Consider the following 24,620-nt stretch of genomic DNA (forward strand, 5'->3'; position numbering starts at 1 on the left):
ACGGAAATGTTACTACAAATCCGTAGGTACGGAAAGGCGCGTCATTCCTCCCGCAGCAGCGGCGCCGCCGGTTGGCTGAGCGCCCGCCAGGTGGCGACCAGGCCCAGGGCCAGGGTGATGGCGGTGCTCAGCAGGGCGGTCAGCACCAGGGTCTGGGGCAGGAACACCCACTTCATGTTCATGACCTTGGTCAGCACCGCCCAGGCGGTCAGGGTACCCACCGCGCCGGAGATGACGGCCGTCACCAGGCCCAGGGCGCCGTATTCGATGAGGAAGGTGCGCAGGATGGTGGCGCGCACGGCGCCCAGCACCTTCAGCACCACGGCGTCATAGACGCGGCGGCGGTGGCCGGCGGCGATGGCGCCGGCCAGCACCAGGGTGCCGGCCACCAGGGTCACAGCGGCCACCACCCGCACCGCCATGCCGATGTTGACGATGATGGTGGACACGGTGGCCAGCGCCTCCTTCACCCGGATGGCGGTGATGTTGGGAAAGGCCTGGATGACGGCGCGCTGGATGGCGGCTTCGGCCTCCGCCGGGGCCCGCACGGTGGCCAGGTGCGTCTGCGGCGCGTGCTCCAGCACGCCGGGGCTCATCACCAGGGTGAAGTTGATGCCCAGGGTGGTGAAGTCCAGGTCGCGCACGACGGCCACCTCCGCCTCGATCTCGCGGCCCAGGACGGACAGGGTCATGTGCGCGCCGGGGCCGATGCCGAAGGCCTGCGCCACATCCTTGGAGATGGCCAGCTTAGGATCGCCGCTGTAGTCGGCCGGCCACCAGGCGCCGGCCACCACCTTGTCGCCGGCGGGGGCGGCGGCCTGATAGGTCACGCCGCGGTCGCCGTTCACCACCCACTTCTTGTCCGGGTCGTGCACCTGCTCCTGCGCCGGCTTGCCGTCCACCCGCACGATGGTGCCGCGCAAGCTGGGCGTGGTTTCCAGGTCGTGCGCGCCGGGCACGGCCATGACCGTCTGGCGGAACTGGTCCAGCTGGTCGGGCTGGATGTCGACGAAGAAGAAGCTGGGGGCGTTCGCCGGCAGGCTCTCCCCCACCTCGCGGCGGAAGTTGCCCTCGATCAGGGCCACGGCCACCAGCACGGTCAGGCCCAGGCCCAGCGACAGCACCACCATGCCCGACAGGTTGCCCGGCCGGTGCAGGTTGGTCAGCGCCAGGCGCAGGGCCGGCCGCCGGGGACGGGGCAGCAGCCGGGCCAGGCGGGTGATGCCGGTGCCCGCCCCCAGGAACAGCAGCAGGGTGGCCGCCGCCCCGATGACGAAGAAGGCCGCCAGCTTCTGGTCGACGGAGGTCAGAACGGCCAGGCTGCCCAGGGCTGCCGCCAGCCAGGCCAGCGCCGCCAGCACCAGGGCCGGCGGCCGGCCCCGGCGCCCGGCCGATCCCTCGCGGAACAGCCGCGCCGCCGGCACCCCCTGCGCCTGGCCCAGCGGCCACAGGGAGAAGACCAGCGCGGTGGTCAGGCCGAACAGCGCGGCCAGCGCCAGGCGGCCGGGATAGACCCCGATCTCCGCCGTGATGGGCAGCAGGCCCGCCAGGGCGCGGCCCGCCGCCAGCGGCAGCACGGCGCCCAGCACCAGGCCGGCTGCGATGCCCAGCCCGGCCAGCGCCAGGATCTGCATCAGGTAGACCTGGAAGATCAGGCGGGCGGGCGCGCCCAGGCATTTTAGGGTGGCAATGGAATGTACGCTGGCGTCCATGTGGCTGCGCACGGCGTTGCCCACGCCCACCCCGCCCACCAGCAGGGCCGTCAGGCCGACCAGGGTCAGGAACTGGGCCAGGCGGTCGATGAAGCGGGTCAGCTGCGGGGCGGCGTTGTGGAAGTCGCGCACCCGCCAGCCGGCGTCGGGGAAGGTCTGCTCCACGGTCTTGGCCCAGGCGGCGGCGTCCGTGCCCTCGGGCAGGCGCAGCTGGTAGGACCAATTGACCAGGCTGCCGGGGCGCACCAGGCCGGTGGTGGGCAGGGCGTCCGTGGAGATCATCAGGCGGGGGCCCAGCGCGATGCCACCCGATCCCGCCTTGTCCGGCTCATGGTCGATGATGCCGCGCACCTGCATCGTCGTGTCGCCGATGACGAGGGTGTCGCCTGTCTTGAGCGACAGGCGGGCGGCCAGCGTGTCGTCGACGAAGGCGCCATAGACGCCGTCGCGCGCCGCCAGGCGGGCCTGCACGTCGGTGCCGCCGTCCGTCAGGGTCAGTCGCCCGTAAAGGGGATAGCGCCCGTCCACCGCCTTCAGCTCCACCAGGCCGCTGGCGCCCAGGTCCGCTTCGGCGCCTGGGGGGGCCGGCTTGCGCGCCATGGCCCGCATGTCGGCGGTGACGGCCACGGTGCCCTGGCCCTCCAGCCACTGGCGTTGCTCCGCCGTCGCCTCGCGGTACAGCACGCGGACGGAGGCGTCGCCGCCCAGGATGGCGCGGCCGTCCTGGGTCAGGGACCGCTGGATGCCGCCCGCCACCGACTGCACGGCGGCGATGGCGCCCACGCCCAGGGCCAGGCACAAGAGGAAGATGCGGAAGCCCCGGATGCCGCCGCGCAGTTCGCGTCGCGCCAGCCGGGCCGCCAGCTTGAGTTCGGTGAGGCTGGTCATGGCGGCCTCAGTCAGCGAGTGCCGCGCGCGCCACGGCGGTATCCTCCACCACCCGGCCGTCGGCCAGGCGGATGGTGCGGTCGCAGCGGGCGGCCAGACCGGGATCGTGGGTCACCAGGATCAGGGTGGTGCCGTGGCGGCGCGCCTGGTCGAACATCAGGCGGATGATCTGCTCCCCCGTTTCCTGGTCCAGGTTGCCGGTGGGCTCATCCGCCAGGATCAGGCGGGGCCGGGGGGCGAAGGCGCGGGCCAGCGCCACGCGCTGCTGCTCGCCGCCCGACAGCTGGCCGGGATAGTGGTCCAGCCGATGGGACAGGCCCACGGCGGCCAGCCCGTCGCGGGCGCGGTCGAAGGCGTCGGCTTCGCCCGCCAGTTCCATGGGCAGGGCCACGTTTTCCAGCGCCGTCATCGCCGCCATGAGGTGGAAGGATTGGAAGACGATCCCCACATGATCGCGGCGGAAGCGGGCCAGGGCGTCCTCCGACAGCGTGTTCACCGTCTGGCCCGCCACGGTGACCGTGCCGCCGGTGGGCCGTTCCAGCCCGCCGATGACCATCATCAATGACGATTTTCCCGACCCGCTGGGCCCAACGATGCTGATCCGCTCCCCCGCCTGGATCGAAAGGTCGATGCCTTTCAGGATGTTGACGCGCCCGGCGGCGCTTTCCAATGTCAGGGTCAGGCCGTTCAGTTCCAGGGCGGGCTCCAGGGCGGGCTGGACAGGGGGCATGGGTGCTGGGCTTTCGGGCTGAAGGTCTCCAGCCGATATGGCCCGGGCCCTTTTTATTTCAACAGGAATACCGGCAATGCGACTTTCCTTTCCACTCACCGCGCTGTTGCTCGCCCCGCTGCTGGCCCTGGGCCTGGTGACGGGTGCCGCGGCGCGGCCCCTGAAGGTGGCGGTGCTGGGCGACAGCCTGTCGGCCGGCTACAACCTGCCGCCGGGCCAGGGCCTGACCCGCCAGCTGGAGGCGGCGCTGCGCCAGGACGGCTTCGACGTCACGGTGGGCGACACCGCCGTGTCCGGCCAGACCTCGGCGGGCGGCCTGGCCGGCCTGGACTGGATGCTGGGCGACAAGCCGGACCTGGTGGTGGTTGAACTGGGCGCCAACGACATGCTGCGCGGCATCGATCCCAAATCCACCCGCGCCAACCTGGACAAGATCCTGTCCACGCTGAAGGACCGGCACGTCCCCGCCATCCTGGCCGGCATGAGGGCCCAGCCCAACCTGGGCGCCGACTACGTCGCCGCCTTCGACAAGATCTACCCGGACCTGGCCCGGCAGTACGCGCTGCCCTTCTACCCCTTCATCCTGGAAGGGGTGGCGCTGGATCCGAAGCTGACCATCGCCGACCGCATGCATCCCAACGGCGACGGCGTGGCCATCATGGTCCGGGGGCTGAAGCCCCTGGTGGCCAAGGCGCTGACGACGCTGAACGGTAACGCCGCGGCCGGCAAATAACGGTTACACAGGCCCCCGGGCCTGGCGTATGACAGGCGTCAACCTCTCCCGCTTAGAAGGACCGTGCCCCCATGGAATACCGCCGTCTCGGCCGCACCGACGTCACCGTCAGCGCCCTCTGCCTGGGCACCATGACCTGGGGCCGCCAGAATACCGAGGCGGAAGGCCATGCGCAGATGGACTACGCCTTCGACCGGGGCGTCACCTTCTTCGATACGGCGGAGATGTATGCCGTGCCGCCCACGGCCGACACCTACGGCAAGACCGAGGAGATCATCGGCACCTGGTTCCAGGCCACCGGCCGGCGCGCCCAGGTCTTCCTGGCCAGCAAGGTCAGCGGGCCCGGGCCCATGCCCTGGGTGCGCGGCGGCCAGCACCGGCTGGACCGCGCCAACATCCACGCCGCCGTGGACGCCAGCCTGCGCCGCCTGCGCACCGACTACATCGACCTCTACCAGGTGCACTGGCCGCAGCGGCCCCTGGCCCTGTTCGGCCGGGGCACGCCGGACGAGCTGTACAGCGACGGCGGGGTGCCCATCGAGGAAACGCTGGCGGCGCTGGGTGAGCTGGTGACGGCCGGCAAAGTCCGGCACGTCGGCGTGTCGAACGAGACGGCGTGGGGCGTCATGGCCTATCTGCGCGCGGCGGAACAGCGGGGGTTGCCCCGCATCGCCAGCATCCAGAACGTCTACAACCTGCTGTCCCGCGTCTTCGACACCGACCTGGCGGAGGTGGCGGTGCGCGAGCAGGTGGGCCTGCTGGGCTATTCCCCCCTGGCCGGCGGCACCCTGAGCGGCAAGTACCTGAACGGCGCCATGCCGGCGGGCAGCCGCCGCGCCATCGACACCCGGGGCTCCCGCTACGGCGGGCCGGTGGTTGACCCCATCGTGGAGCGCTACCTGGACATCGCGCGCCGCCACGGCCTGGACCCGACGCAGATGGCGATCGCCTTCGCCCTGCGCCAGCCCTTCATGACCGCCGTCATCATCGGCGCCACCAGCATGGCCAACCTTGAAAGCAACATCGCCGCGGCCGACCTTACATTGAGCGACGCGGTGGTCGACGAGATCGAGGCCGTGCACCAGTCCAACCCGTCCCCCTGCCCCTGAGGGCCGGGGACGGCGTCTCAAGGTAAAGCGTCATGATCCGCCTGTTCGTGGGCCTGGAAATGCCGGAAGCGGTTCGGGACGCCCTGTCCCGCCTCACCGGCGGCCTGCCGGGCGCCCGCTGGGTGCCGCCGGAAAACTATCACCTCACCCTGCGCTTCATCGGCGAGGTGGATGAGGGCGTGGCCCAGGACATCGATGAGGCGCTGGATCTGGTGGTGGCGCCCGCCTTCACCCTGGCGCTGGATGGCCTGGGCCAGTTCGGCAAGGGTGAGAAGTCGCGCGTGCTGTGGGCCGGCGTGCGGGCGGAGCCGGCGCTGGACCACCTGCAGGCCAAGGTGGAGAGCGCCGTGGTGCGGGCGGGCCTGGCGGCCGAGACGCGCAAGTTCAGCCCCCATGTCACCTTGGCCACCCTGGGCCGCGAGACGCCGGCGTCCCGCGTCGGGCGGCTGATGGAGGAACACGGCCTGTTCCAGGCGGGGCCGTTCCCGGTCGACCGCTTCGTCCTTTATGAAAGCGTGCTGGGCCGGCAGGGCAGCACCTACCATGCGGTGCGGCACTATCCGCTGGGCGGCTGGCGGCCGGCGGAAGAGGCGCCCTGACGCGCAGGCCCCCTCGCGCAAAATTGCGCATGCGCGGCGGCCGCGGATCCCGTATTTCCTCTAAAATCCTGTCCATAGCCGGAGTCGCGCCCCGCCATGATCCCGCCCGCCCGCCGCACCTTCGTCGCCCTGGACACGCCCGAGCCCAAGGCGGCCCGCGCCCTGGCCCAGCGGCTGGTCGGCCATGTCGGCGGCATCAAGCTGGGGCTGGAATTCTTCTGCGCCGCGGGCCCCGACGGCATCCGCACGGTGACCGAGGGCCTGGACATGCCGCTGTTCCTGGACCTGAAGCTGCACGACATCCCCAACACGGTGGCGGGCGCCATCCGGTCCGTCATGCCCCTGGCCCCGGCCTTCATCACCCTGCACACCCTGGGCGGGGCCGCCATGATGCGGGCGGCGGCGGACGCGGCGGCGGACGCCGCGGCCCAGATGGGCGTGCCCCGGCCCCGGCTGCTGGGCGTCACGGTGCTGACCAGCATGAGCCTGCTGGATCTCGCCTCGGTGGGCGTGGACCGGCCGGTGGCCGACCAGGTGGCGCTGCTGGCGGATCTGGCCCATGTCGCCGGCATGGACGGCGTCGTCTGCTCCCCCAACGAATGCGCCGTGCTGCGCCGGCAGCTGGGCCCCGACTTCACCCTCATGGTGCCGGGCATCCGCCCCGTCTGGGCCGTGGCCAACGACCAGAAGCGCATCATGACCCCGTCCGCCGCCGTGACGGCCGGCGCCACATACCTGGTCATCGGCCGCCCCATCACCGACGCGCAGGATCCCGTCCAGGCCGCCCAGCGCATCGTCACCGAACTGGCCGCGTGATTTTTATCAGGCCTGCGACTGCGGGCCCGGAGATTTCCGGGGAGCATAGCGGACCGGAAATCGAGGATAGCCAAGCGGCCGGATGGCCGCGCCGGCGCTTGAGGAGCAGGCAAATGCCCGCCAAAGCGAAGATCTGCGGCATCAATCATCCGGACGCCCTGAAGGCCGCCGTGGACGGGGGCGCCCGCTATATCGGCCTGGTGTTCTTCGCCAAGTCGCCGCGCAACGTCTCGCTGCCCCTGGCGGCGGAGCTGGCGCGCATGGTGCCCACGGGCGTGCGCACGGTGGGCCTGTTCGTCGACCCCACCGACGATTTCCTGGATCAGGCCCTGGCCCAGATGCCGCTGGATCTGATCCAGCTGCACGGGGAAGAGACGCCGGACCGGGCGGCCGCCATCCGCACCGCCCATCGCCTGCCCGTCATGAAGGCGCTGAAGGTGGAAACGGCCGCCGACCTGGACGTGGCCTCGGCTTATGAGCCGGTGGCCGACCTTCTGCTGTTCGACGCCAAGCCGCCGAAGGACTCTACCCTCCCGGGCGGCAACGGCGTCGCCTTCGACTGGACCCTGCTGACCGGGCGCCGCTGGTCCAAGCCCTGGATGCTGTCCGGCGGCCTGACGTGCGACACGGTGGCCGAGGCCATCCGCGTCAGCGGGGCCGAGGCCGTGGACGTCTCCTCCGGCGTGGAGGACAGACCGGGCCACAAGGACCCGGCCCTCATCCGCGCCTTCCTGGATGCCGTGCGCGGCGCCTGAATAAGAAAAGGGGAGCCAGGCGCGGTGCCTGGCCCCCCGGTGTGTTGTCTTGGCGCGGCCGGCCTGTAGCCTCAGAACCGGTCCAGTTCCATGGTCTTGCTCCAGGCCGCCACGAAGTCCTTCACGAACTTCTCCTTCGCGTCGTCGCTGGCGTAGACCTCGGCCACCGCGCGCAGCTCCGCGTTCGATCCGAAGATCAGGTCGACGGGGCTGGCGGTCCACTTCAGGGCGCCGCTGGCCCGGTCATAGCCTTCGTAGACGCCCTGGGTCTTGGCGGACGGCGTCCACTTGGTGCCCATGTCCAGCAGGTTCACGAAGAACTCGTTGTTCAGCGTGCCCGGATGGGTGGTCAGCACACCGGTCTTGGACGCCCCCTCGTTGGCGTTCAGGGCGCGCAGGCCGCCCACCAGCACCGTCATCTCCGGCACCGTCAGGGTCAGGGTGTTGGCCTTGTCCACCAGCGCCTCGGCCGGGGACAGGCGGTTGTGGGGGCCGTAGTAGTTGCGGAAGCCGTCGGCCGTCGGCTCCAGGTAGGCGAAGGAGGCGACGTCGGTCTGCGCCTGGGTGGCGTCGGTGCGGCCGGGTTTGAACGGCACCTCGACGGTGTAGCCCGCCTGCTTGGCCGCCTGCTCGATGCCCACGCCGCCGCCCAGCACGATCAGGTCGGCCAGCGACACCTTCTTGCCCGTCTTCTGGGCGCGGTTGAAGTCGGCCTGGATGCCTTCCAGCTTGGCCAGCACCTTCTTCAGTTCCGCCGGGTCGTTGACGGCCCAGTCCTTCTCCGGGGCCAGGCGGACGCGGGCGCCGTTGGCGCCGCCGCGCATGTCGGTGCCGCGGAAGCTGGCGGCCGAGGCCCAGGCGGTGCGCACCAGGTCTGGCACGGTCAGGCCCGACGCCAGGATCTTGGCCTTCAGCTGCGCCACGTCCTGGGCGTCGATCATGACGTAGTCGGCGGCCGGGATGGGGTCCTGCCAGCTGAACACCTCCTTCGGCACCTCGTTGCCCAGGTAGCGGGCGCGCGGCCCCATGTCGCGGTGGGTCAGCTTGAACCAGGCGCGGGCGAAGGCGGCGGCGAACTCGTCTGGGTTCTTCTGGAAGCGCAGGGCGATGGCGCGGAAGCCCGGGTCCATCTTCAGCGACAGGTCGGTCGTGAACATCATGGGCGGGTGGCGCTTGTTCGGGTCATGCGCGTCCGGCACCAGCTCACCGGCACCCTTGTCCTTGGGTTCCCACTGGATGGCGCCCGCCGGGCTCTTGGTCTGCACCCAGTCGAAGCCGAACAGGTTGTCCAGGTACTGGGTGGTGAAGGCGATGGGGTTGGCGGACCAGGCGCCCTCCAGCCCGCTGCTGACGGTGTCGGCGCCGTTGCCGGTGCCGCACTTGTTCTCCCAGCCCAGGCCCTGCTTCTCGATGGCTGCACCCGCCGGGTCGCTGCCCAGGCACTTGGCCTCATGCGCGCCGTGGGCCTTGCCGAAGGTGTGGCCGCCGGCGATCAGGGCCACCGTCTCCTCGTCATCCATGGCCATGCGGCCGAAGGCCTGGCGGATGTCCTTGGCGGCGGCGATGGGGTCGGGGTTGCCGTTGGGCCCCTCCGGGTTCACGTAGATCAGGCCCATCTGGGTGGCGGCCAGGGGGCCCTTCAGCTGGTGCTGGCCGTCGAAGCGCTGGTCGTCCAGCCACTTTTTCTCCGGTCCCCAGAACACCAGGTCGGGCTCCCACTCGTCGATGCGGCCGCCGGCGAAGCCCAGGGTCTTGAAGCCCATGTTCTCCAGCGCCACGTTGCCGGCCAGCACCATCAGGTCGCCCCAGGACAGCTTGCGCCCGTACTTCTGCTTGATGGGCCACAGCAGTCGGCGCGCCTTGTCCAGGTTGACGTTGTCCGGCCAGCTGTTCAGCGGCTCGAACCGCTGCTCCCCGCCGCCGGAGCCGCCGCGCCCGTCCCCCACGCGATAGGTGCCGGCGCTGTGCCAGGCCATGCGGATGAAGAAGGGGCCGTAGTTGCCGTAGTCCGCCGGCCACCAGGCCTGGGGCGTGGTCAGGACCTTGTCGATGTCCTTCTTCACCGCCTGCAGGTCCAGGGTCTTGAACTCGGCCGCGTAATCGAACTTCTCGCCGTAGGGGTTGGACGCGGCCTCGTTCTGGCGCAGCGGGCTGAGGTCCAGCCGATTGGGCCACCAGTCCTGGTTGGACATTGGTTTTTCCAGCTGGGGCTTGTCCTGGGCGTGGGCGGCGCCGGCCAGGGACAGCGGCGAAATGGCCGCCGACAGCAGCAGGGCGAAGGAAAGGGCACGCGTGTGCATCGAAGTCTCCCTTGTGGGAAAGTCAGAACTCGGATGCATCTGCAGCTAACATGCTGAAAAACGCGGAACAAACTAATTGATTCTATAATACTTATAGGGAAAATCTATAACAGCAGTAAAAATGGAAGTTTCTTTAATGAATAAGAAGCGTAATTATTAATACGAAACGGATTGGCGGAGTCAATAATTTGTGCGTTGCGGCAATATGGTGAGGTCTGGCCCGTTTTCCTAGTGCCGCGCCTCGCGAATCGCCTGCGCCAGGCGCTGGTAGGTGGTGCTGAGCGCGGCCCCGCTGCGCCAGGCCAGCACGATGCGGCGCTTCGCCTCCGGGTCCGGCAGGGTCCGGGTGGTCACGTGCAGGCCATGCAGCAGGCCGGCCTGCACCGCCATTTCCGGCAGCAAGGTGATGCCCAGCCGGTTATCGACCAGATGCACCAGGGTCTGCAGCGTGGCGGCGGACATGGCCTGGCGCTGCAGGTCGGCGCGGCCGCACAGCGCCAGGGCATGGTCGCGCAGGCAGTGCCCGTCCGGCAGCAGCAGCAGGCGTTCCGTCCAGTCGGCCTCCCGCAGCGTGGCGTGGCCGCCCACGGGGTCCTCCATATGGAAGGCCAGCATCAGCGGGTCGTCGAACAGCGCGTCATAGTCCAGCGCCGTGCACGGGTAGGGCAGGGCCAGGATGGCGCAGTCCAGCTCCCCATGGCTGATCGCCGCGCACAGGTTGGCGCTGAACTCCTCCCGCACATGCAATTCCAGCAGGGGGTAGCTGTTGGCGAACTTGGGCAGCAGGCGGGGCAGCAGGTAGGGGCCCACCGTGGGGATGATGCCCAGCCGCAGCACACCGGCCAGCGGCCCCTCGGCATGACCGATATTGCCCAGGTCCTGCGCCACGCGCAGCAGCTCGCGCGCCTTTTCCACCACCTGCTCACCCACGGCGGTGAAGGCCACCATGCGCCGCGTGCGCTCCACCAGGCGCAGGCGCAGCAGCGCCTCCAGTTCCTGGATGCCGGACGACAGGGCGGCCTGGGTGACGTTGCACGCCTCGGCCGCGCGGCTGAAATTCCGGTGCTCATGCAGGTGCACGAGATAACGGAGTTGTTTGAGGCTGGGCAGGGTCATCGGGGCGGCGTCTTCAGGGGGACGGTGACCGCGCCATCTTAGCCCCTATGCGCCAAGATTGGAATTATTCTAATTAAAAAAGAAACAGACTGGGCAGTGGACGTGCGACCTCAGGCCACGATCGTGACCATCAGGACGCTTCAGGCGGCGGGATGGCGGACAGGCCTAAATCAGCACGTCCAGGAACATGCCCCGGCGATAGCGCGCGGGCAGGGTCAGGATGCCATTGACCATCAGGCCAGCCAGTTCACGGGCCGAGGGCCAGCGGTTGCCGGGCTTGGCCTTCTGCACGGCGCGCGTGGGCGCCGGCGGCGGCACCAGGATGGAGCGCCGGTCCGAACCGTCGGGGATCAGCCCGCCGGGGCGGGAGGTGGTGGGGCGGGTCTCGACCATTGGACGATCATATAGCCGGCCGGGGCCGAAGGCCAAGGGGCCTTGTGGACGCCCCCCGAAAGGAGACCAGCGGCTTGAGCTCCGCATGCCCTCATGGGACGGGACGTCCGCCAGCGCGTGAGGCTAGGAAGGGGGAAGCCCAAACCTCACAAATAGTCCTGCACGATGTCGACGCTGGTCTCCACGCCCACCTTGTCGAAGTTGGCGGCCAGCCAGCAGTCGGCCGTCTCCCGCCCCTTGGTGAACAGGTACTGCAGGAATTCCGGCTCGGCGTTCAGCTTGCTGCTGGCGTGCATGTCGGCCAGGGCCTCGTCATTCTCGATGACGTGCATGCGCAGGGCCTTGTACTGGTCCGACGTCAGGTCGCCGGAGTCGATGAGGCGGGAGACGAAGCGGATGGACCGCATCTCGCGCATCAGCGAGGCGTTGAAGGTGATCTCGTTCACCCGGTCGGCGATCTCGAACGGCGTCTTGGGCACGCCCTTGCGCACCAGCGGGTTGATCTGCACGACAATGATGTCGTGGCTCTCGTTCTCATACGCGATGGGCCACAGCGACGGGTTGCCCATGAAGCCGCCGTCCCAATAGTACTCCCCCTTGATCTCCACGGCCTGGAACATCTGGGGCAGGCAGGCGGAGGCCAGCACGGCGTCCACGGTGATGTCGCGGTTGCGGAAGATCTTGACCTTGCCCGTCTCCACATTGGTGGCGGACAGGTAGAGGTCGATGCCGGCGGCGAAGCGCACCTGGTCGAAATCGATCAGGTCCTCCAGGATGCGGCGCAGCGGGTTGATGCCCAGCGGATTGCTCTGATAGGGGGAGACCAGCATGTTCATGAGGTTGAACCAGGCGTAGCCCGGGCTGTCGTCCACCCGCCAGCTGCCGCGCAGGCGCGACAGCAGGCTGCGCTGCAGGGGCGATCCGCGCCCGGCCTCCCCCACCTTGGTCCAGAAGGCGCGCAGCGCCTTGCGGGCGCCCTCGCGCCCGTCCTTGCCGTAGCCGTCGGCCATGACCACGGCGTTCATGGCGCCGGCGCTGGTGCCCGAGATGGCCTCCACCTCCAGCCGGCCATCCTCCAGCAGGCGGTCCAGCACGCCCCAGGTGAAGGCGCCGTGCGACCCGCCGCCCTGCAGGCCCAGGTTGACGCGCTTGTGCGGCTGGCCGTTGCGGTGGGGGCGGGCGGTGGCGTCGGTGGGGCCGGGCGGGGTCTGGGGAGGCGTGCTGTCGGGCATCGGGGGACCTTGTCGCTGGGTTGATCCATGATGCGGCGCAACCGAACGGCGGCCGGAACGCGGGGGCGGGCCCGTATGGCGCGCCTTGCGGCGCCCCCGGGGCGTCAAAGATATGGGGCCGCACCTCGTCGGTCCAAGAGGGGCATTTCGCGCCGCACCCGGCCGTTCGCGCGGGTGGGCGACCCGACATCGGCACTCTATCGCGGTCCGGCGCCGCGCGTCGTTACAAATCTCCCCGCCGAATGTTGCGCCGCCAAACCAAAACGCCGCCCCGGCTTTGCGCCCGCCGGCCGCTTCTGCTAAAACCGGCGGCGCGAACGGTATCCCGTATCCGTCTTCGGGGGTTGGCGGAGGGCCGCGACAGCCGGGATCGCAGCAGGGTCGGGGCGGCTGAGTCGGGAAGGAAGGCGGGGGCGATGGTACGGGCAGGCGGCTCCGGGGGGACCGCGCATACGCGTCATGCCATTGACAGGGGGGGCCATCGGTCGCACCTTCCCTCGACCATGATCCGCGTCCATGCCACTTGCGTCAGTATTGGCGGTGCCGGCGTCCTCCTGCGGGGGCCGTCGGGGTCGGGCAAATCCGATTTGGCCCTGCGCCTGGTGGATTCGGGCGCCCTGCTGGTGGCTGACGACCAGGTGGCGCTGGCCGCCGATCCCACGCGAACCCTGCTGACCGCCACCGCGCCGGAGCGTCTGGCTGGCCTGATCGAGGTGCGGGGCCTGGGCATCCTGCCCGCGCCCGCCGCCCCGTCGGCCTTCGTCCGCCTGGTGGTCGATCTGGTGGACCGCGACGCCGTTCCCCGCCTGCCCGAACCCGCCACCGAGACCCTGGCCGGCGTGACCGTGCCGCGCGTGGCGCTGTGGCCCTTCGCGGCGTCCGCCCCCGCCGCCCTGCGCCTAGCCTTGGCGGCCGTCGCCGCCGGCGCGCCCCTGGTGCCCGCCGCGTTCGATGGGGTGGTGGCCCAGGCAGTGGCTGCCGAGGGAGAGGCGGCATGAGCGGGCAATCCGGCGTTTCCCTGTCCCAGCCGCCCGTAGTTGTGGTCACCGGCCTGTCCGGCGCCGGTCTCTCCACCGCGCTGAAGGCGCTGGAGGATCTGGGCTACGAGGCGGTGGACAACCTGCGCCTGTCGCTGCTGACCCATCTGGTGGAACAGGCCACCGACCGGCCGCTGGCCATCGGCATCGACAGCCGCACCCGCGATTTCTCCGCCGACGCCGTGGGCGCGGAACTGGACCGGTTGCGCAAGGCCACCGGCCGGACCGTCAGCCTGCTGTTCATGGAGGCGTCGGACGAGGCGCTGCAGCGGCGCTACACCGAAACCCGGCGGCCCCATCCGCTGGCCAGCGACCGGCCCGTGCCCGACGGCATCGCCCGGGAACGCGGCCTGCTGTGGTCCTTGCGTGACAATGCCGACGTGGTGGTCGACACGACCCAGCTTTCCATCCACGATGTCCGCCGTTTGCTGGGCGGGCATTTCCGGTTGGACACGGCGCCGTCGTTGCATGTCTTCGTGACCAGCTTCTCGTTCCGCCATGGCGTCCCGCGTGAGGCCGACCTGGTGTTCGACGTCCGTTTCCTCGACAACCCCCACTGGGTTCCCGATCTCCGGCCCCTGACCGGCAACGATCCGCCCGTGGGCGCCTTCATCGAGAAGGATGGCGACTTCCCCGCCTTCTTCGACAACCTCACCCGCTTGCTGGCCCCCCTGCTGCCCCGCTACATGAACGAGGGCAAGCGCTACCTCACCATCGCCGTGGGGTGCACCGGGGGCCGCCATCGTTCCGTCTTTGTCGCCAACCGGCTGGCGGCATGGTTGCAAACCCAGGGCTCCCGGGTGGGCGTCGCCCACCGGGAATTGGACCGGTCCGGCGTGTCCCCGGAGCCCGCGCATGTCGTCAATAGGGAGACCCGATGATCGGTATGGTCCTCGTGACCCACGGCCGCCTGGCCGAGGAGTTCATACTGGCCCTCCAACACGTGGTGGGGGAACAGCCACAGGTGCGCGCGGTCTGCATCGGGCCGGAAGATGACATGGAGCAGCGGCGGGAGGACATCCTGGCCAAGGTCGCGGAGTGCGACACCGGCGACGGTGTGGTGGTCCTGACCGACATGTTCGGCGGCACGCCGTCCAACCTGGCCATCAGCACCATGGACCGCGCCAAGGTCGAGGTCATCGCCGGCGTTAACCTGCCCCTGCTGATCAAGCTGGCCTCGGTGCGCAAGACCGAGTCGCTGGAAAGCGCGGTCCAGGCCGCGCGCGAGGCGGGCCGCAAGTACATCAACGTCGCCTCCTCCCTGCTGGCGGATAACTGAGCCATGACGGGCGGGGGGAAGGAAACGCGGGCGACTTCGGCCCGTCGCGCACGGCGCTGATCCAGAACCGGCGCGGCCTGCACGCCCGGGCGGCGGCCAAGTTCGTGAAGCTGGCGGCGGAGTTCGATGCCGAGGTGGAGGTGGAACGGGGCGACACCCAGGTCAACGGGCAGTCCATCATGGGCCTGATGATGCTGGCGGCCGCCATCGGCACCTCCATCACGTTGCGGGCGCGGGGGCCGCAGGGGGAACAGGCGCTGGACGCCCTGGTCGCCCTGGTCGACCGCAAGTTCGATGAGGACTGAACGGCAAATGGCCGATCGCGCATCTGGCCGGGGCCGCACGATGAAGGCGGTGGCCGATCGTCTGCTGCGGGGCGTGGGGGTTTCCTCCGGTATCGCCATCGGGCCGGCGCATGTGGTGGACGCCAGCGCCCTGCTGGCGCCGGAATACGCCATTCCCGAGGCTGAGCTGGAGGCGGAGGTTCAACGCTTCGCCACCGCCGCCGACAAGGCGCGCCGCCAGGTGCGCAAGCTGAAGACCAAGGCCTCCGGCTTGCCGGACAGCGCCGCGGAGGAGATCGGCTTCCTGCTGGACGCCCATTTCGCCATGCTGTCGGGCTCCCGCCTCATGCGCGGCGTGGAAAAGCGCATCCGCCAGGACAAGGTGAACGCCGAGGCCGCGGTGCAGGCGGAAATAACCAGCATCGCGCAGAGCTTCGCTGATATGGAGGACGCCTATCTGGCGGCCCGCGTCGCCGATGTGCGCGAGGTGGGCCAGCGGCTGCTGCGCAACCTGATGCAGCACAAGTACCAGGCCTTCTCCTTCCTGCCGGAGGGCTGCATTGTCCTGGCGGAGGATTTGAGCCCCGCCGACACCGCCCTGATGGATCCGCGCCGCATCGCCGGCTTCGCCACCATGCTGGGCGGGCCGGAGGGCCACACCGCCATCATGGCGCGGTCCCTCAGCCTGCCGGCCGTGCTGGGCACCCTGGGCCTGCTGCAGGGCGTGCAGAACGGCGACACGGTGGTGGTGGACGGCATCGCCGGCCAGGTCTGCGTCAACCCCAGCCCCGAGGTGCTGGACGGGTACCGCCGCCGCCGGGCCGAGCTGCTGGCCGAACGGGCGCAGCTGAAAAGCCTGCGCAAGCTGCCGGCCATCACCCGCGACGGCACCGCCGTCACCCTGAACGCCAACCTGGAATTGCCGCGCGAACTGGACGGCGCCATCGAGGTGGGGGCGTCGGGCGTCGGCCTGCTGCGAACCGAGTTCCTGTTCATGAACCGCGAGGACCTGCCGGACGAGGATGAGCAGACGGAGATCCTGACCCGCATCGTCACCAGCATGGACGGCAAGCCGGTGACGGCGCGCACCCTGGACATCGGTGGGGAGAAGATAGCCACCGCCTTGCGGGGGTATTTCAGCGAGCCCACGAACCCCGCCCTAGGCCTGCGCGCCATCCGCCTGTCGCTGAAGGAGCCCAAGCTGCTGGAAACCCAGCTGGCCGCCATGCTGCGCGCCGGGGCCCACGGCAACCTGCGCATCCTGCTGCCCATGATCAGCTCGGTGGCGGAGGTGCGGCGCGTGCGTGAGATCATGGCCACGGTGGTGCGCCGCCTGCGGCGCCGGGGGGTGAAGATCGCCCACCCCCTGCCCAAGCTGGGCATCATGATCGAGATACCGGGTGCCGCGCTGTCGGCCGACGGCCTGGCGCCCTTCTGCGATTTCTTCGCCATCGGCACCAACGACCTGATCCAGTACACCCTGGCCATCGACCGGGGGGACGAGCAGGTGGCCGACCTCTACGATCCACTGCACCCGGCCGTGCTGCGCCTGGTGCAGTTCACCACCGAGGCGGCGCTGCGCGCCCGCATCCCCGTGTCCATCTGCGGCGAGATGGCGGGTGATCCCCGCTATACCGCCCTGCTGCTGGGCCTGGGCATCCGCGAGCTGTCCATGGCGCCCAACAACCTGCCCCTGGTGAAGCGCCGCCTGCGCGGCCTGGACCTGATCGAGGCCACCCGCCGCGCCCGCACCATCATGGATCAGACCGACCGGGGCCGCATCGCCGCCTTGCTGGACGATTTCAACGACGCGGCGGCTTGACGGCGGTACGCCGTCAAGCCGCCTAGGCCACGACTGTGGCCGCCGCAGCATTCCAGGGAACGCAGTGGACTGGAATGCGAGGAAGCCAAGCCGGCGGACGCCGGCGCCCGGCGCCTGAGGGCGAAGCGAACCGCCACGACTGTGGCCGCCGCAGCATTCCGGGGAACGCAGTGGACTGGAATGCGAGGAAGCCAAGCCGGCGGACGCCGGCGCCCGGCGCCTGAGGGCGAAGCGAACCGCCACGACTGTGGCCGCCGCAGCATTCCGGGAAACGTAGTGGACTGGAATGCGAGGAAGCCAAGCCGGCGGACGCCGGCGCCCGGCGCCTGAGGGCGAAGCGAACCGCCACGACTGTGGCCGCCGCAGCATTCCGGGGAACGCAGTGGACTGGAATGCGAGGAAGCCAAGCCGGCGGACGCCGGCGCCCGGCGCCTGAGGGCGAAGCGAACAGCTTGACGGGATTCCGGTGTTTCAGCACCCTCGGGCGCGCCAGCACTGCTGGCATTGCCTGGGAGGAACCCGATGCCCACCGCCCTGACCGTCCGTGGCCTGGATGAGGATTTGGTGCGCCGCCTGAAGCTGCGCGCCGCCCGCCACGGCCGTTCCATGGAAGCCGAGTGCCGCGACATCCTGCGCCAGGCGCTGGCCAGTGAGCCGCAGGACTTCCGCGCCCTGGCGTCCTCACTGCGCCAGTCCCTGGCCGACCGTGCCCACCGACCCGCCGGCGACGTCATGGCCGCCACGCGGGCCGAGACCTGGGCCGCCTTGCCGGAGTCCATGCCGTCGGGCTCGCCGGGCGAGGGAGAGGGCGCATGACCCTGCAATTCGTCATCGACGCCTCCGTCGCCCTGCAATGGGTGGTGCCGGAGCCGACCAGCCCCGTGGCCGACCGCCTGCTGGGCCACCGCCTGCTGGCGCCCGACGTACTCATGGGTGACCTGGCCCAGGTGCTGGGCGCCAAGGTGGCCCTGGGCGACCTGACGGCGGTGGAGGCCGCCACCGCCGCCATGGCCCTGCAAGGGGCGGAGGTGGAACTGATGCCGTCGCGCCCGCTGCTGGCCGACGCCGTGCGCCTGGCGGCCCAGCTGTCCCATCCGGCGCAGGATTGCCTGTACCTGGCGCTGGCCCAGGGCCTGCAGCTGGTCTACGTCACCGCCAACCCGGCCCTGGTGCGCGCCGTGCGCGGCCCCCTGGGCGGCCGCCTGGCGGGGCGCGTGGTGCTGGTGCACGAGGTCGAGCGGTTCTTGAGGTGACGACGGCGCCCGGCTTCCGAGGGCGGCCTAAACCCTGGCGGACGTATGTCCGCTAGGCCGCGACCGCGGCCGCCGGAAGTTTCCGGGGAGTGGCAGCGGACTGGAAACTGAGGAAACACAAGCGGCCGTATGGCCGCGCCCGGCACCTGAGGAAGAACCAAACAAATGCACACATAAAGATATCTTTATGCTTGCTGGTGAGGCGGTGCGCTGGTACACCCTGGCGCAGTCATCCCGCCCGGCCGTCCAGGCTCGCCTTGTGCGCCGGCGGGGCACCAGAGGAGCATCGCCCCCATGACCGCCTTCACCGATTACAAAGTCCAGGACATCGGCCTCGCCGGCTGGGGTCGCAAGGAAATCACCATCGCCGAGACCGAGATGCCGGGCCTGATGGCCCTGCGCACGGAATACGCGGGCAAGAAGCCGCTGGAAGGTGCGCGCATCGTCGGCTGCCTGCACATGACCATCCAGACCGCCGTGCTGATCGAGACGCTGGTGGACCTGGGCGCCACCGTGCGCTGGTCCTCCTGCAACATCTTCTCGACCCAGGATCACGCCGCCGCCGCCATCGCCGCCGCCAACATCCCGGTCTTCGCCTGGAAGGGCGAGACGGAGGAGGAGTTCTGGTGGTGCATCGAGCAGACGCTGCGCGGCCCCGATGGCTGGACCCCCAACATGATCCTGGACGATGGCGGCGACGTCACCCAGATCCTGCACGACAAGTATCCCGAGATGCTGGCCGACATCCGCGGCCTGTCGGAAGAGACCACCACGGGCGTGCATCGCCTGTATGAGATGATGAAGAAGGGCACGCTGAAGGTTCCGGCCATCAACGTGAACGACAGCGTCACCAAGTCCAAGTTCGACAACCTGTACGGTTGCCGCGAGAGCCTGGTGGACGGCATCAAGCGCGCCACCGACGTCATGATGGCCGGCAAGGTGGCCGTGGTCTGCGGCTACGGCGACGTGGGCAAGGGCTCCGCCGCCTCGCTGCGCAGCCAGGGCGCCCGCGTCATGGTGACCGAGATCGACCCCATCAACGCCCTGCAGGCCGCCATGGAAGGCTACCAGGTCGTGACGATGGAACAGGCCGCCCCCCTGGGCGACATCTTCGTCACCGCCACCGGCAACGTCGACGTCATCACGCTGGACCACATGCGTGAGATGAAGGACCGGGCCATCGTCTGCAACATCGGCCACTTCGACAGCGAAATCCAGATCGACGCCCTGCGCAACTACGTGTGGGAAGAGGTGAAGCCGCAGGTGGACGAGGTGGTGTTCCCCGACGGCAAGCGCCTGATCGTCCTGGCCAAGGGCCGCCTGGTGAACCTGGGCTGCGCCACCGGCCACCCCAGCTTCGTCATGTCCGCCAGCTTCACCAACCAGGTGCTGGCCCAGATCGAGCTGTGGAACAACGCCGACAAGTACGAGAACAAGGTCTACGTGCTGCCCAAGCACCTGGACGAGAAGGTGGCCCGCCTGCACCTGGCCAAGATCGGCGCCATCCTGACCACCCTGACCGACAAGCAGGCGGAGTACATCGCCGTCAGCCCCCAGGGCCCGTTCAAGCCGGACCACTATCGTTACTAAGGGTCGCCCCGGCACCTTCGGATGCCGTGGTTCCAGGAAGGCCGGGCCCAGCGCCCGGCCTTTTTCTTGGGTGCGCCAGGCATGGGAACGCCCCGGAAGGGTGCTTTGTTTGGTGACGCAATGGTTTGCCGCGAAAACGTAGCCTTCCGTTGGCTTGGCACCCACCCCGTCATTAACTAAGATTCGCGCGTCATGCCGAAGAACGCCGCCGCCCTGCCTCTAGCGCTGACTGCCGCCGCCCTGGCCGCGCCCGGGATCCCTTGCCTGCGCCTGGGTTTCCCCGACCTGCCGCTGCCCTTGGTGCTGGCGGGGTCGGCCGCCAGCCTGGTGGCGGTGGGCGTCTGCCTGACGCGCCTGACCCGCCAGCGCACCCGGGTCGAGGCCCAGGCGGTGCGGGCCGACGCCTTGCTGGCCGGCTGCCCCGATGAATGGGTGGCCTGGCAGGACGGCCGCGTCATCGGCGCCAGCGCCAGCGCCGGCGCCTGGCTGGGCATCCCGGACCCACGGCCGGGCAGCCGCCCGGACGAGATCGCGCAGGCCTTCGCCACCCCGGATGACGAGGCCTTGCGCCTGGCGGTGCGCGCGTTGGACACCGGTGGCACCGCCTTCACCCGCCAATTGGCCTGCCACCAGGGCCGCCGCAGCCTGCTGGTGATTGGCCGCCGGATCGTGCCGCCCGTGACCGCCGGCGACGGGGGCGACCCGCCGACGGCGATCAGCGTGCTGTGGCTGCGCGATGTCACCGCGGCCACGGCGGACGCCAAGGCCCTGGACCGGCGCCGCCAGGTGGCGGAGGACAGTCTGGGCCAGTTCCGCGCCGCCTTGGACCTGCTGCCCTTCCCCTTGTGGATGCGGCGGGCCGACGGGGCGCTGGCCTGGTGCAACCAGGCCTATGGCACGGCGGTGGGTTTGCCGCCGGAGGAGGTGGTGGCCCAGGGCATGGAATTGGTCACCGGCCCCGGCGCCGGCCAATCGCTGGCCGCCCGCGCCTTGTCCGGCCGGGAGCCGGCGTCGGAAAGCCGCCACGTCATCGTCGCCGGGCAACGCCAGCTGCTGCGCCTGACGGAAACGCCACTGGAAACGCCGCTGGAAGGGGGCGCCGCCCTGCTGGGCCATGCGCTCGACGCCACCCGCGAGCAGGAACTGTCGTCGGAGCTGGAGCGCCACATCGCCGCCCATGCCGACGTGCTGGAGCATCTGGGCTCCGCCATCGCCATTTATGGCGCCGACGCCAAGCTGAAGTTCCACAACCGCTCCTACGCCCGGCTGTGGGGCCTGGATGAGGCCTGGCTGGAAACCGAGCCCAGCTATGGCGAGGTGCTGGAGGATTTGCGCAGCCGCCGGCGCCTGCAGGAAGAGGTGGACTTCCCGCGGTGGAAGCGTACCCAGTTGGCCCAGTTCACCAACCTGACGGAGCCGCGCGAGGACCTGACCCACCTGCCGGACGGCACCACCCTGCGCACCATCGCCGTGCCCCATCCCTTCGGCGGCCTGATGTTCGTGCTGGAGGACGTGACCAACGCGCTGGCCCTGGAATCCTCCTACAACACCCTGATGGCCGTGCAGCAGGAGACGCTGGACAACCTGGCGGAAGGTGTCGCGGTGTTCGGTGGCGACGGCCGGCTGAAGCTGTGGAATCCGTCCTTCGCCCGCATCTGGCGCCTGAAAGGATCGGACCTGAACGGCGAGCCGCATATCACCCAGGTGATCGACAAGCTGCAACCCCTGCTGGACCACGACGGCGACTGGCCGGCGCGCCGCCGCGCCATGATCGCCGACCTGCTGGAACGGTCCAGCTATGCCGGCCGGCTGGAACGCACCGACCGGTCCATCGTCGACGTGTCCAACGTGCCGCTGCCCGACGGCGCCGTGCTGATCAGCGTGCTGGACATCACCGACAGCGTGCGGGTGGAAGAGGCCCTGCGCGCCAGCAACGAGGCGCTGGCGACCGCCGACCGGCTGAAGTCGGAATTCATCGCCAACGTCTCCTACCAGCTGCGCACGCCGCTGAACGCCATCATGGGCTTCGCCGAAATCCTCAATAACCAGTATTTTGGCGCGCTCAACGAACGCCAGGCGGACTACACCAAGGGTGTGCTGGAGGCCAGCCGCCGCCTGCTGGCCCTGATCAACGACATCCTGGATCTCGCCACCATCGAAGCCGGCTTCATGACCCTGGACCGATCCCCCGTGGATGTCGGCCAGCTGCTGGAAGCGGTGTCGGGCCTGACCCTGGACTGGGCGCGCAAGCAGGACGTGACCCTGCTGGTGCAGGTGCCGGCCGACATCGGCACCCTCGACGCGGATGAGCGGCGGCTGAAGCAGGCGCTGTACAACCTGGTCAGCAACGCCGTGAAGTTCACCCCGCCGGGCGGCCAGGTCACCCTGTCGGCCAAGCGCCAGATGGGGGAGCATGGGGCCGAGATGGTGCTGTCGGTCAGCGACACCGGCATCGGTATCCCCGCCGCCGACCGCCAGCGCGTGTTCAACAAGTTCGAGCGCGGCGACGTGCAGAACCACCCCGCCGGCGCCGGCCTGGGCCTGTCGCTGGTGAAAAGCTTCGTCGAGCTGCACGGCGGCCATGTGGAGATCAGCGACAGCGACCAGGGCACGCTGATCCAATGCCATCTGCCCCTGCGGCAGCCGGCCGTGATGGCGGTTTAAAGTGATGTTCCTCAGGCGCCGGCAGGCCCATCCGGGCCTTTGGCTATCCTCGTTTTTCAGTCCGCCGCCGCTCCCCGAAAACCTGCGGCGGCCCCCGTCGGGGCCTTGTCGCTTCGCTCCATCGCTCCATCGCGCCATCGCGCCATCGCGCGATTTAGGAAGGGCGCGTAAAGCCCAGTTCCGCCTGGAACTGGGCTAGGACGCGACTGCGTCCGCCGGAGGTTTCCGGTGAACGTAGTGGACTGGAAACCGAGGAAGCCAAGGCGGCGGATGCCGCCGCCCGGCGCTTGAGGGGGCGTTAAAAACTACGCGCTGGTGTCGACCTTCGCCGAGCTCGGGCCGGCCTTGGCGACGCAGACCATGGCCTCGCGCAGCAGGCGGCCCTGGATGGTGTAGCCGGGCTGCAGGATGGTGACCACGGTGCCGGCGGGCTTGTCCGTGCCGTTGACCTCGGCCACCACCTGGTGGAAGTTGGGGTCGAAGGGCTGGCCCATCGGCTCCAGCTTCACGATGCCGGCGCGGTCGAAGGCGGCGATCAGCTGGCGCTCCGTCGCCTCCACGCCGGTCAGCAGGGTGTTGACCTGGTCGTTGCCGGCGCGGGTTTCGGCCGGGACGGCCTCGATGGCGCGGCGCAGGTTGTCGGCCACGGCCAGCAGTTCCTTGGCGAAGCCGGACACGGCGTACTTGGCGGTGTCCTCACGCTCCTTCTGGGCGCGGCGGCGGGTGTTCTCCGCCTCGGCCATGCTGCGCAGCAGCTGGTCCTTCAGGGACGCGACCTCGGCTTCCAGCGTGGCGACGGCGTCCGAGGATGCCGGCGCTTGCTGCTGCGGGGCGGCGTCGGTTTCGGGGGCGGTGGTCGTCTCGTTGCTATCGGTCATCTTCGCGGCAGTCTCTAAAAGGGTGCGGAACAAGGGCGGCGCGATACCGCCGGAACGGGCAGAAGATAGGCATCCCGCGCCCGCGACGCCAGAGGCGATGCGGGGATCCGGCCAGGAATAAAGCGGGGGTGGGCCGAATTGTTCGGCCGCATTGTTCGTCCGCTGGGCGACCGCATCCATCGGGGCTACCCGATCATGCGGCTGATGACCTTGGCGGTGTAGTCCACCATGGGGATGATGCGGGCGTAGTTGATGCGCGTGGGCCCGATAACGCCGATGGCGCCCACGATCTGGTCCTTGCCGTTGGTGTAGGGCGAGACGATCAGGGAACAGCCGGCATGGCGGAACAGGTTGTTCTCCGCCCCGATGAAGATCTGCACGCCCTCCGCCTGGCCGGTGGCCTCCAGCAGGCGCATCATGGCGTCGCGGGTCTCTAGCGCCTCGAACAGGCTGCGGATGCGTTCCAGGTCCGACAGGGCGCTGACATCGTCCAGCAGCTTGGCCTGGCCGCGCACGATCAGCACGCCGCTGTTGCGGCTGCCGGCCCAGGTGGCCATGCCGGTGTCCACCACCCGGCGGGTCAGTTCGTCCAGCTGGGTGCGCTGCTCCTCCGCCTCGGCCAGCAGGCGGGTGCGGGCCTCGGCCAGGGTGCGGCCCACCACGCGGGCGTTCAGGTAGTTGCTGGCCATCTGCAGGACGGAGGAGGGGATGCCCATGGGCACCTCCACCACCCGGTTCTCCACCAGGCCGTCCTCCGTCACCAGCACCACCAAGGCGCGGCCGGGCTGCAAATTCACGAACTCGATGTGTTTCAGCGGCCGGTCGGTCTTGGGCGCCATGACCAGCCCGGCGCAGGACGACAGGCCCGACAGCATGGTCGTCGCCTCCTCCAGCGCCTCGGGCAGGGACCGGCCGGAGGCGGCGCACTGGGCGTCGATGCTTTCCCGCTCGTCATCCGACAGGTCGCCCACCTCCAGCAGGCCGTTGACGAACAGGCGCAGGCCCACGTCCGTCGGCACGCGCCCGGCGGAGGTGTGCGGCGCCTTCAGCAGGCCCAGCTCCTCCAGGTCCGCCATGACGTTGCGGATGGTGGCGGGTGACAGCGCGATGCCCAGGCGGCGCGACAGGGTGCGGCTGCCCACAGGCTCCCCCGTTTCGACATAGGCTTCCACGATCTGGCGGAAGATGTCGCGGGAACGCTGGTTCAGCTCGGTGATCATGCCTGGGGGCGGGGCCTGATGTGTGATGGCGTGCCATAAATCTAATGGGCGGCGGCGGCGTTATCAATCGCCCCCGGGGCTGCTCTTGAGCGCCCGGCTGGCAACGATGGGGATGGGACTTGCGCGCCACGCCGGGGGTGGCCGCGCCGCCGCCGCCACATCCGGGGTGGACAGGCGCGTGGTTCCGTCGCTAGGTAGGGCCTCGAAAAC

22 protein-coding genes are annotated in these 24,620 nt (G+C 69.7%); 14 read left to right on the forward strand and 8 right to left on the reverse strand.

The window, feature by feature from the left end; translation table 11 throughout:
• Positions 1-41 precede the first annotated feature (41 nt).
• Together UAJ10_RS11965 and UAJ10_RS11970 are read right to left on the reverse strand one after the other, a co-directional pair.
• On the reverse strand, positions 42-2,600 hold the full coding sequence (locus UAJ10_RS11965; protein ID WP_322915562.1) for an ABC transporter permease: 2,559 nt from the start codon (positions 2,598-2,600) through the stop codon (positions 42-44).
• A 7-nt stretch (positions 2,601-2,607) separates the two neighbouring features.
• Entirely contained in the window at positions 2,608-3,330 is a 723-nt protein-coding gene (locus UAJ10_RS11970) for an ABC transporter ATP-binding protein (protein WP_322915563.1), read from the reverse strand.
• A gap of 76 nt (positions 3,331-3,406) precedes the next feature.
• On the opposite strand from UAJ10_RS11970, the gene UAJ10_RS11975 reads away from it, so the two are divergent.
• From UAJ10_RS11975 to UAJ10_RS11995, 5 genes are all read left to right on the forward strand, one after another.
• Positions 3,407-4,063, forward strand: coding sequence for an arylesterase (locus UAJ10_RS11975; protein ID WP_322915564.1), 657 nt, complete (start codon positions 3,407-3,409; stop codon positions 4,061-4,063).
• Between the two features lie 71 nt (positions 4,064-4,134).
• On the forward strand, positions 4,135-5,172 hold the full coding sequence (locus UAJ10_RS11980; RefSeq protein ID WP_322915565.1) for an aldo/keto reductase: 1,038 nt from the start codon (positions 4,135-4,137) through the stop codon (positions 5,170-5,172).
• A gap of 32 nt (positions 5,173-5,204) precedes the next feature.
• Entirely contained in the window at positions 5,205-5,771 is a 567-nt protein-coding gene (gene thpR / locus UAJ10_RS11985; RefSeq protein WP_322915566.1) for an RNA 2',3'-cyclic phosphodiesterase, read from the forward strand.
• Positions 5,772-5,867: 96 nt separating this feature from the next.
• On the forward strand, positions 5,868-6,587 hold the full coding sequence (gene pyrF / locus UAJ10_RS11990; RefSeq protein WP_322915567.1) for an orotidine-5'-phosphate decarboxylase: 720 nt from the start codon (positions 5,868-5,870) through the stop codon (positions 6,585-6,587).
• Between the two features lie 113 nt (positions 6,588-6,700).
• Positions 6,701-7,342, forward strand: coding sequence for a phosphoribosylanthranilate isomerase (locus UAJ10_RS11995; RefSeq protein ID WP_322915568.1), 642 nt, complete (start codon positions 6,701-6,703; stop codon positions 7,340-7,342).
• Between the two features lie 71 nt (positions 7,343-7,413).
• Here the strand turns inward: UAJ10_RS11995 and katG are convergent, their stop codons facing one another.
• From katG to UAJ10_RS12015, 4 genes are all read right to left on the reverse strand, one after another.
• Positions 7,414-9,642, reverse strand: coding sequence for a catalase/peroxidase HPI (gene katG / locus UAJ10_RS12000; protein WP_322915569.1), 2,229 nt, complete (start codon positions 9,640-9,642; stop codon positions 7,414-7,416).
• 228 nt (positions 9,643-9,870) lie between these two features.
• Entirely contained in the window at positions 9,871-10,758 is an 888-nt protein-coding gene (locus UAJ10_RS12005; RefSeq protein WP_322915570.1) for a hydrogen peroxide-inducible genes activator, read from the reverse strand.
• A gap of 165 nt (positions 10,759-10,923) precedes the next feature.
• Complete coding sequence (locus tag UAJ10_RS12010) at positions 10,924-11,151, reverse strand: hypothetical protein (RefSeq protein ID WP_322915571.1); 228 nt, start codon at positions 11,149-11,151, stop codon at positions 10,924-10,926.
• A 146-nt stretch (positions 11,152-11,297) separates the two neighbouring features.
• Positions 11,298-12,383: a patatin-like phospholipase family protein gene (locus UAJ10_RS12015; RefSeq protein ID WP_322915572.1), complete on the reverse strand. Its 1,086-nt coding sequence runs from the start codon at positions 12,381-12,383 to the stop codon at positions 11,298-11,300.
• Positions 12,384-12,886: 503 nt separating this feature from the next.
• Between UAJ10_RS12015 and UAJ10_RS12020 the strand changes: the two genes are divergently transcribed.
• The 9 genes from UAJ10_RS12020 (at position 12,887) to UAJ10_RS12060 (ending at position 22,312) form a co-directional block, all read left to right on the forward strand.
• Positions 12,887-13,381, forward strand: coding sequence for an HPr kinase/phosphorylase (locus tag UAJ10_RS12020; RefSeq protein WP_322915573.1), 495 nt, complete (start codon positions 12,887-12,889; stop codon positions 13,379-13,381).
• The gene (gene rapZ, locus UAJ10_RS12025) at positions 13,378-14,301 is read left to right on the forward strand and encodes an RNase adapter RapZ (RefSeq protein ID WP_322915574.1); all 924 of its coding nucleotides are present in this window, start codon (positions 13,378-13,380) and stop codon (positions 14,299-14,301) included. Before UAJ10_RS12020 ends, rapZ begins: the two co-directional genes overlap by 4 nt.
• Complete coding sequence (locus UAJ10_RS12030) at positions 14,298-14,699, forward strand: PTS sugar transporter subunit IIA (protein WP_040843498.1); 402 nt, start codon at positions 14,298-14,300, stop codon at positions 14,697-14,699. Before rapZ ends, UAJ10_RS12030 begins: the two co-directional genes overlap by 4 nt.
• The gene (locus UAJ10_RS12035; RefSeq protein ID WP_416235392.1) at positions 14,696-15,004 is read left to right on the forward strand and encodes an HPr family phosphocarrier protein; all 309 of its coding nucleotides are present in this window, start codon (positions 14,696-14,698) and stop codon (positions 15,002-15,004) included. Before UAJ10_RS12030 ends, UAJ10_RS12035 begins: the two co-directional genes overlap by 4 nt.
• 7 nt (positions 15,005-15,011) lie before the next feature.
• Entirely contained in the window at positions 15,012-16,805 is a 1,794-nt protein-coding gene (gene ptsP, locus UAJ10_RS12040; protein WP_322915575.1) for a phosphoenolpyruvate--protein phosphotransferase, read from the forward strand.
• 522 nt (positions 16,806-17,327) lie between these two features.
• Positions 17,328-17,621: a FitA-like ribbon-helix-helix domain-containing protein gene (locus UAJ10_RS12045; protein ID WP_322915576.1), complete on the forward strand. Its 294-nt coding sequence runs from the start codon at positions 17,328-17,330 to the stop codon at positions 17,619-17,621.
• Positions 17,618-18,058 carry a type II toxin-antitoxin system VapC family toxin gene (locus UAJ10_RS12050; RefSeq protein WP_322915577.1) on the forward strand — a complete coding sequence of 147 codons (441 nt, stop codon included), beginning with the start codon at positions 17,618-17,620 and terminating at the stop codon, positions 18,056-18,058. Before UAJ10_RS12045 ends, UAJ10_RS12050 begins: the two co-directional genes overlap by 4 nt.
• A gap of 294 nt (positions 18,059-18,352) precedes the next feature.
• The gene (ahcY, locus tag UAJ10_RS12055) at positions 18,353-19,648 is read left to right on the forward strand and encodes an adenosylhomocysteinase (RefSeq protein WP_322915578.1); all 1,296 of its coding nucleotides are present in this window, start codon (positions 18,353-18,355) and stop codon (positions 19,646-19,648) included.
• A gap of 192 nt (positions 19,649-19,840) precedes the next feature.
• On the forward strand, positions 19,841-22,312 hold the full coding sequence (locus tag UAJ10_RS12060; protein ID WP_322915579.1) for a sensor histidine kinase: 2,472 nt from the start codon (positions 19,841-19,843) through the stop codon (positions 22,310-22,312).
• A gap of 305 nt (positions 22,313-22,617) precedes the next feature.
• On the opposite strand, the gene grpE is transcribed toward UAJ10_RS12060, so the two are convergent.
• Together grpE and hrcA are read right to left on the reverse strand one after the other, a co-directional pair.
• The gene (gene grpE, locus UAJ10_RS12065) at positions 22,618-23,190 is read right to left on the reverse strand and encodes a nucleotide exchange factor GrpE (RefSeq protein ID WP_322915580.1); all 573 of its coding nucleotides are present in this window, start codon (positions 23,188-23,190) and stop codon (positions 22,618-22,620) included.
• A gap of 185 nt (positions 23,191-23,375) precedes the next feature.
• Positions 23,376-24,410: a heat-inducible transcriptional repressor HrcA gene (gene hrcA, locus UAJ10_RS12070; protein WP_322915581.1), complete on the reverse strand. Its 1,035-nt coding sequence runs from the start codon at positions 24,408-24,410 to the stop codon at positions 23,376-23,378.
• Positions 24,411-24,620 lie beyond the last annotated feature (210 nt).

Source organism: Nitrospirillum guaranorum (assembly GCF_034653275.1).
Lineage (GTDB): Bacteria > Pseudomonadota > Alphaproteobacteria > Azospirillales > Azospirillaceae > Nitrospirillum.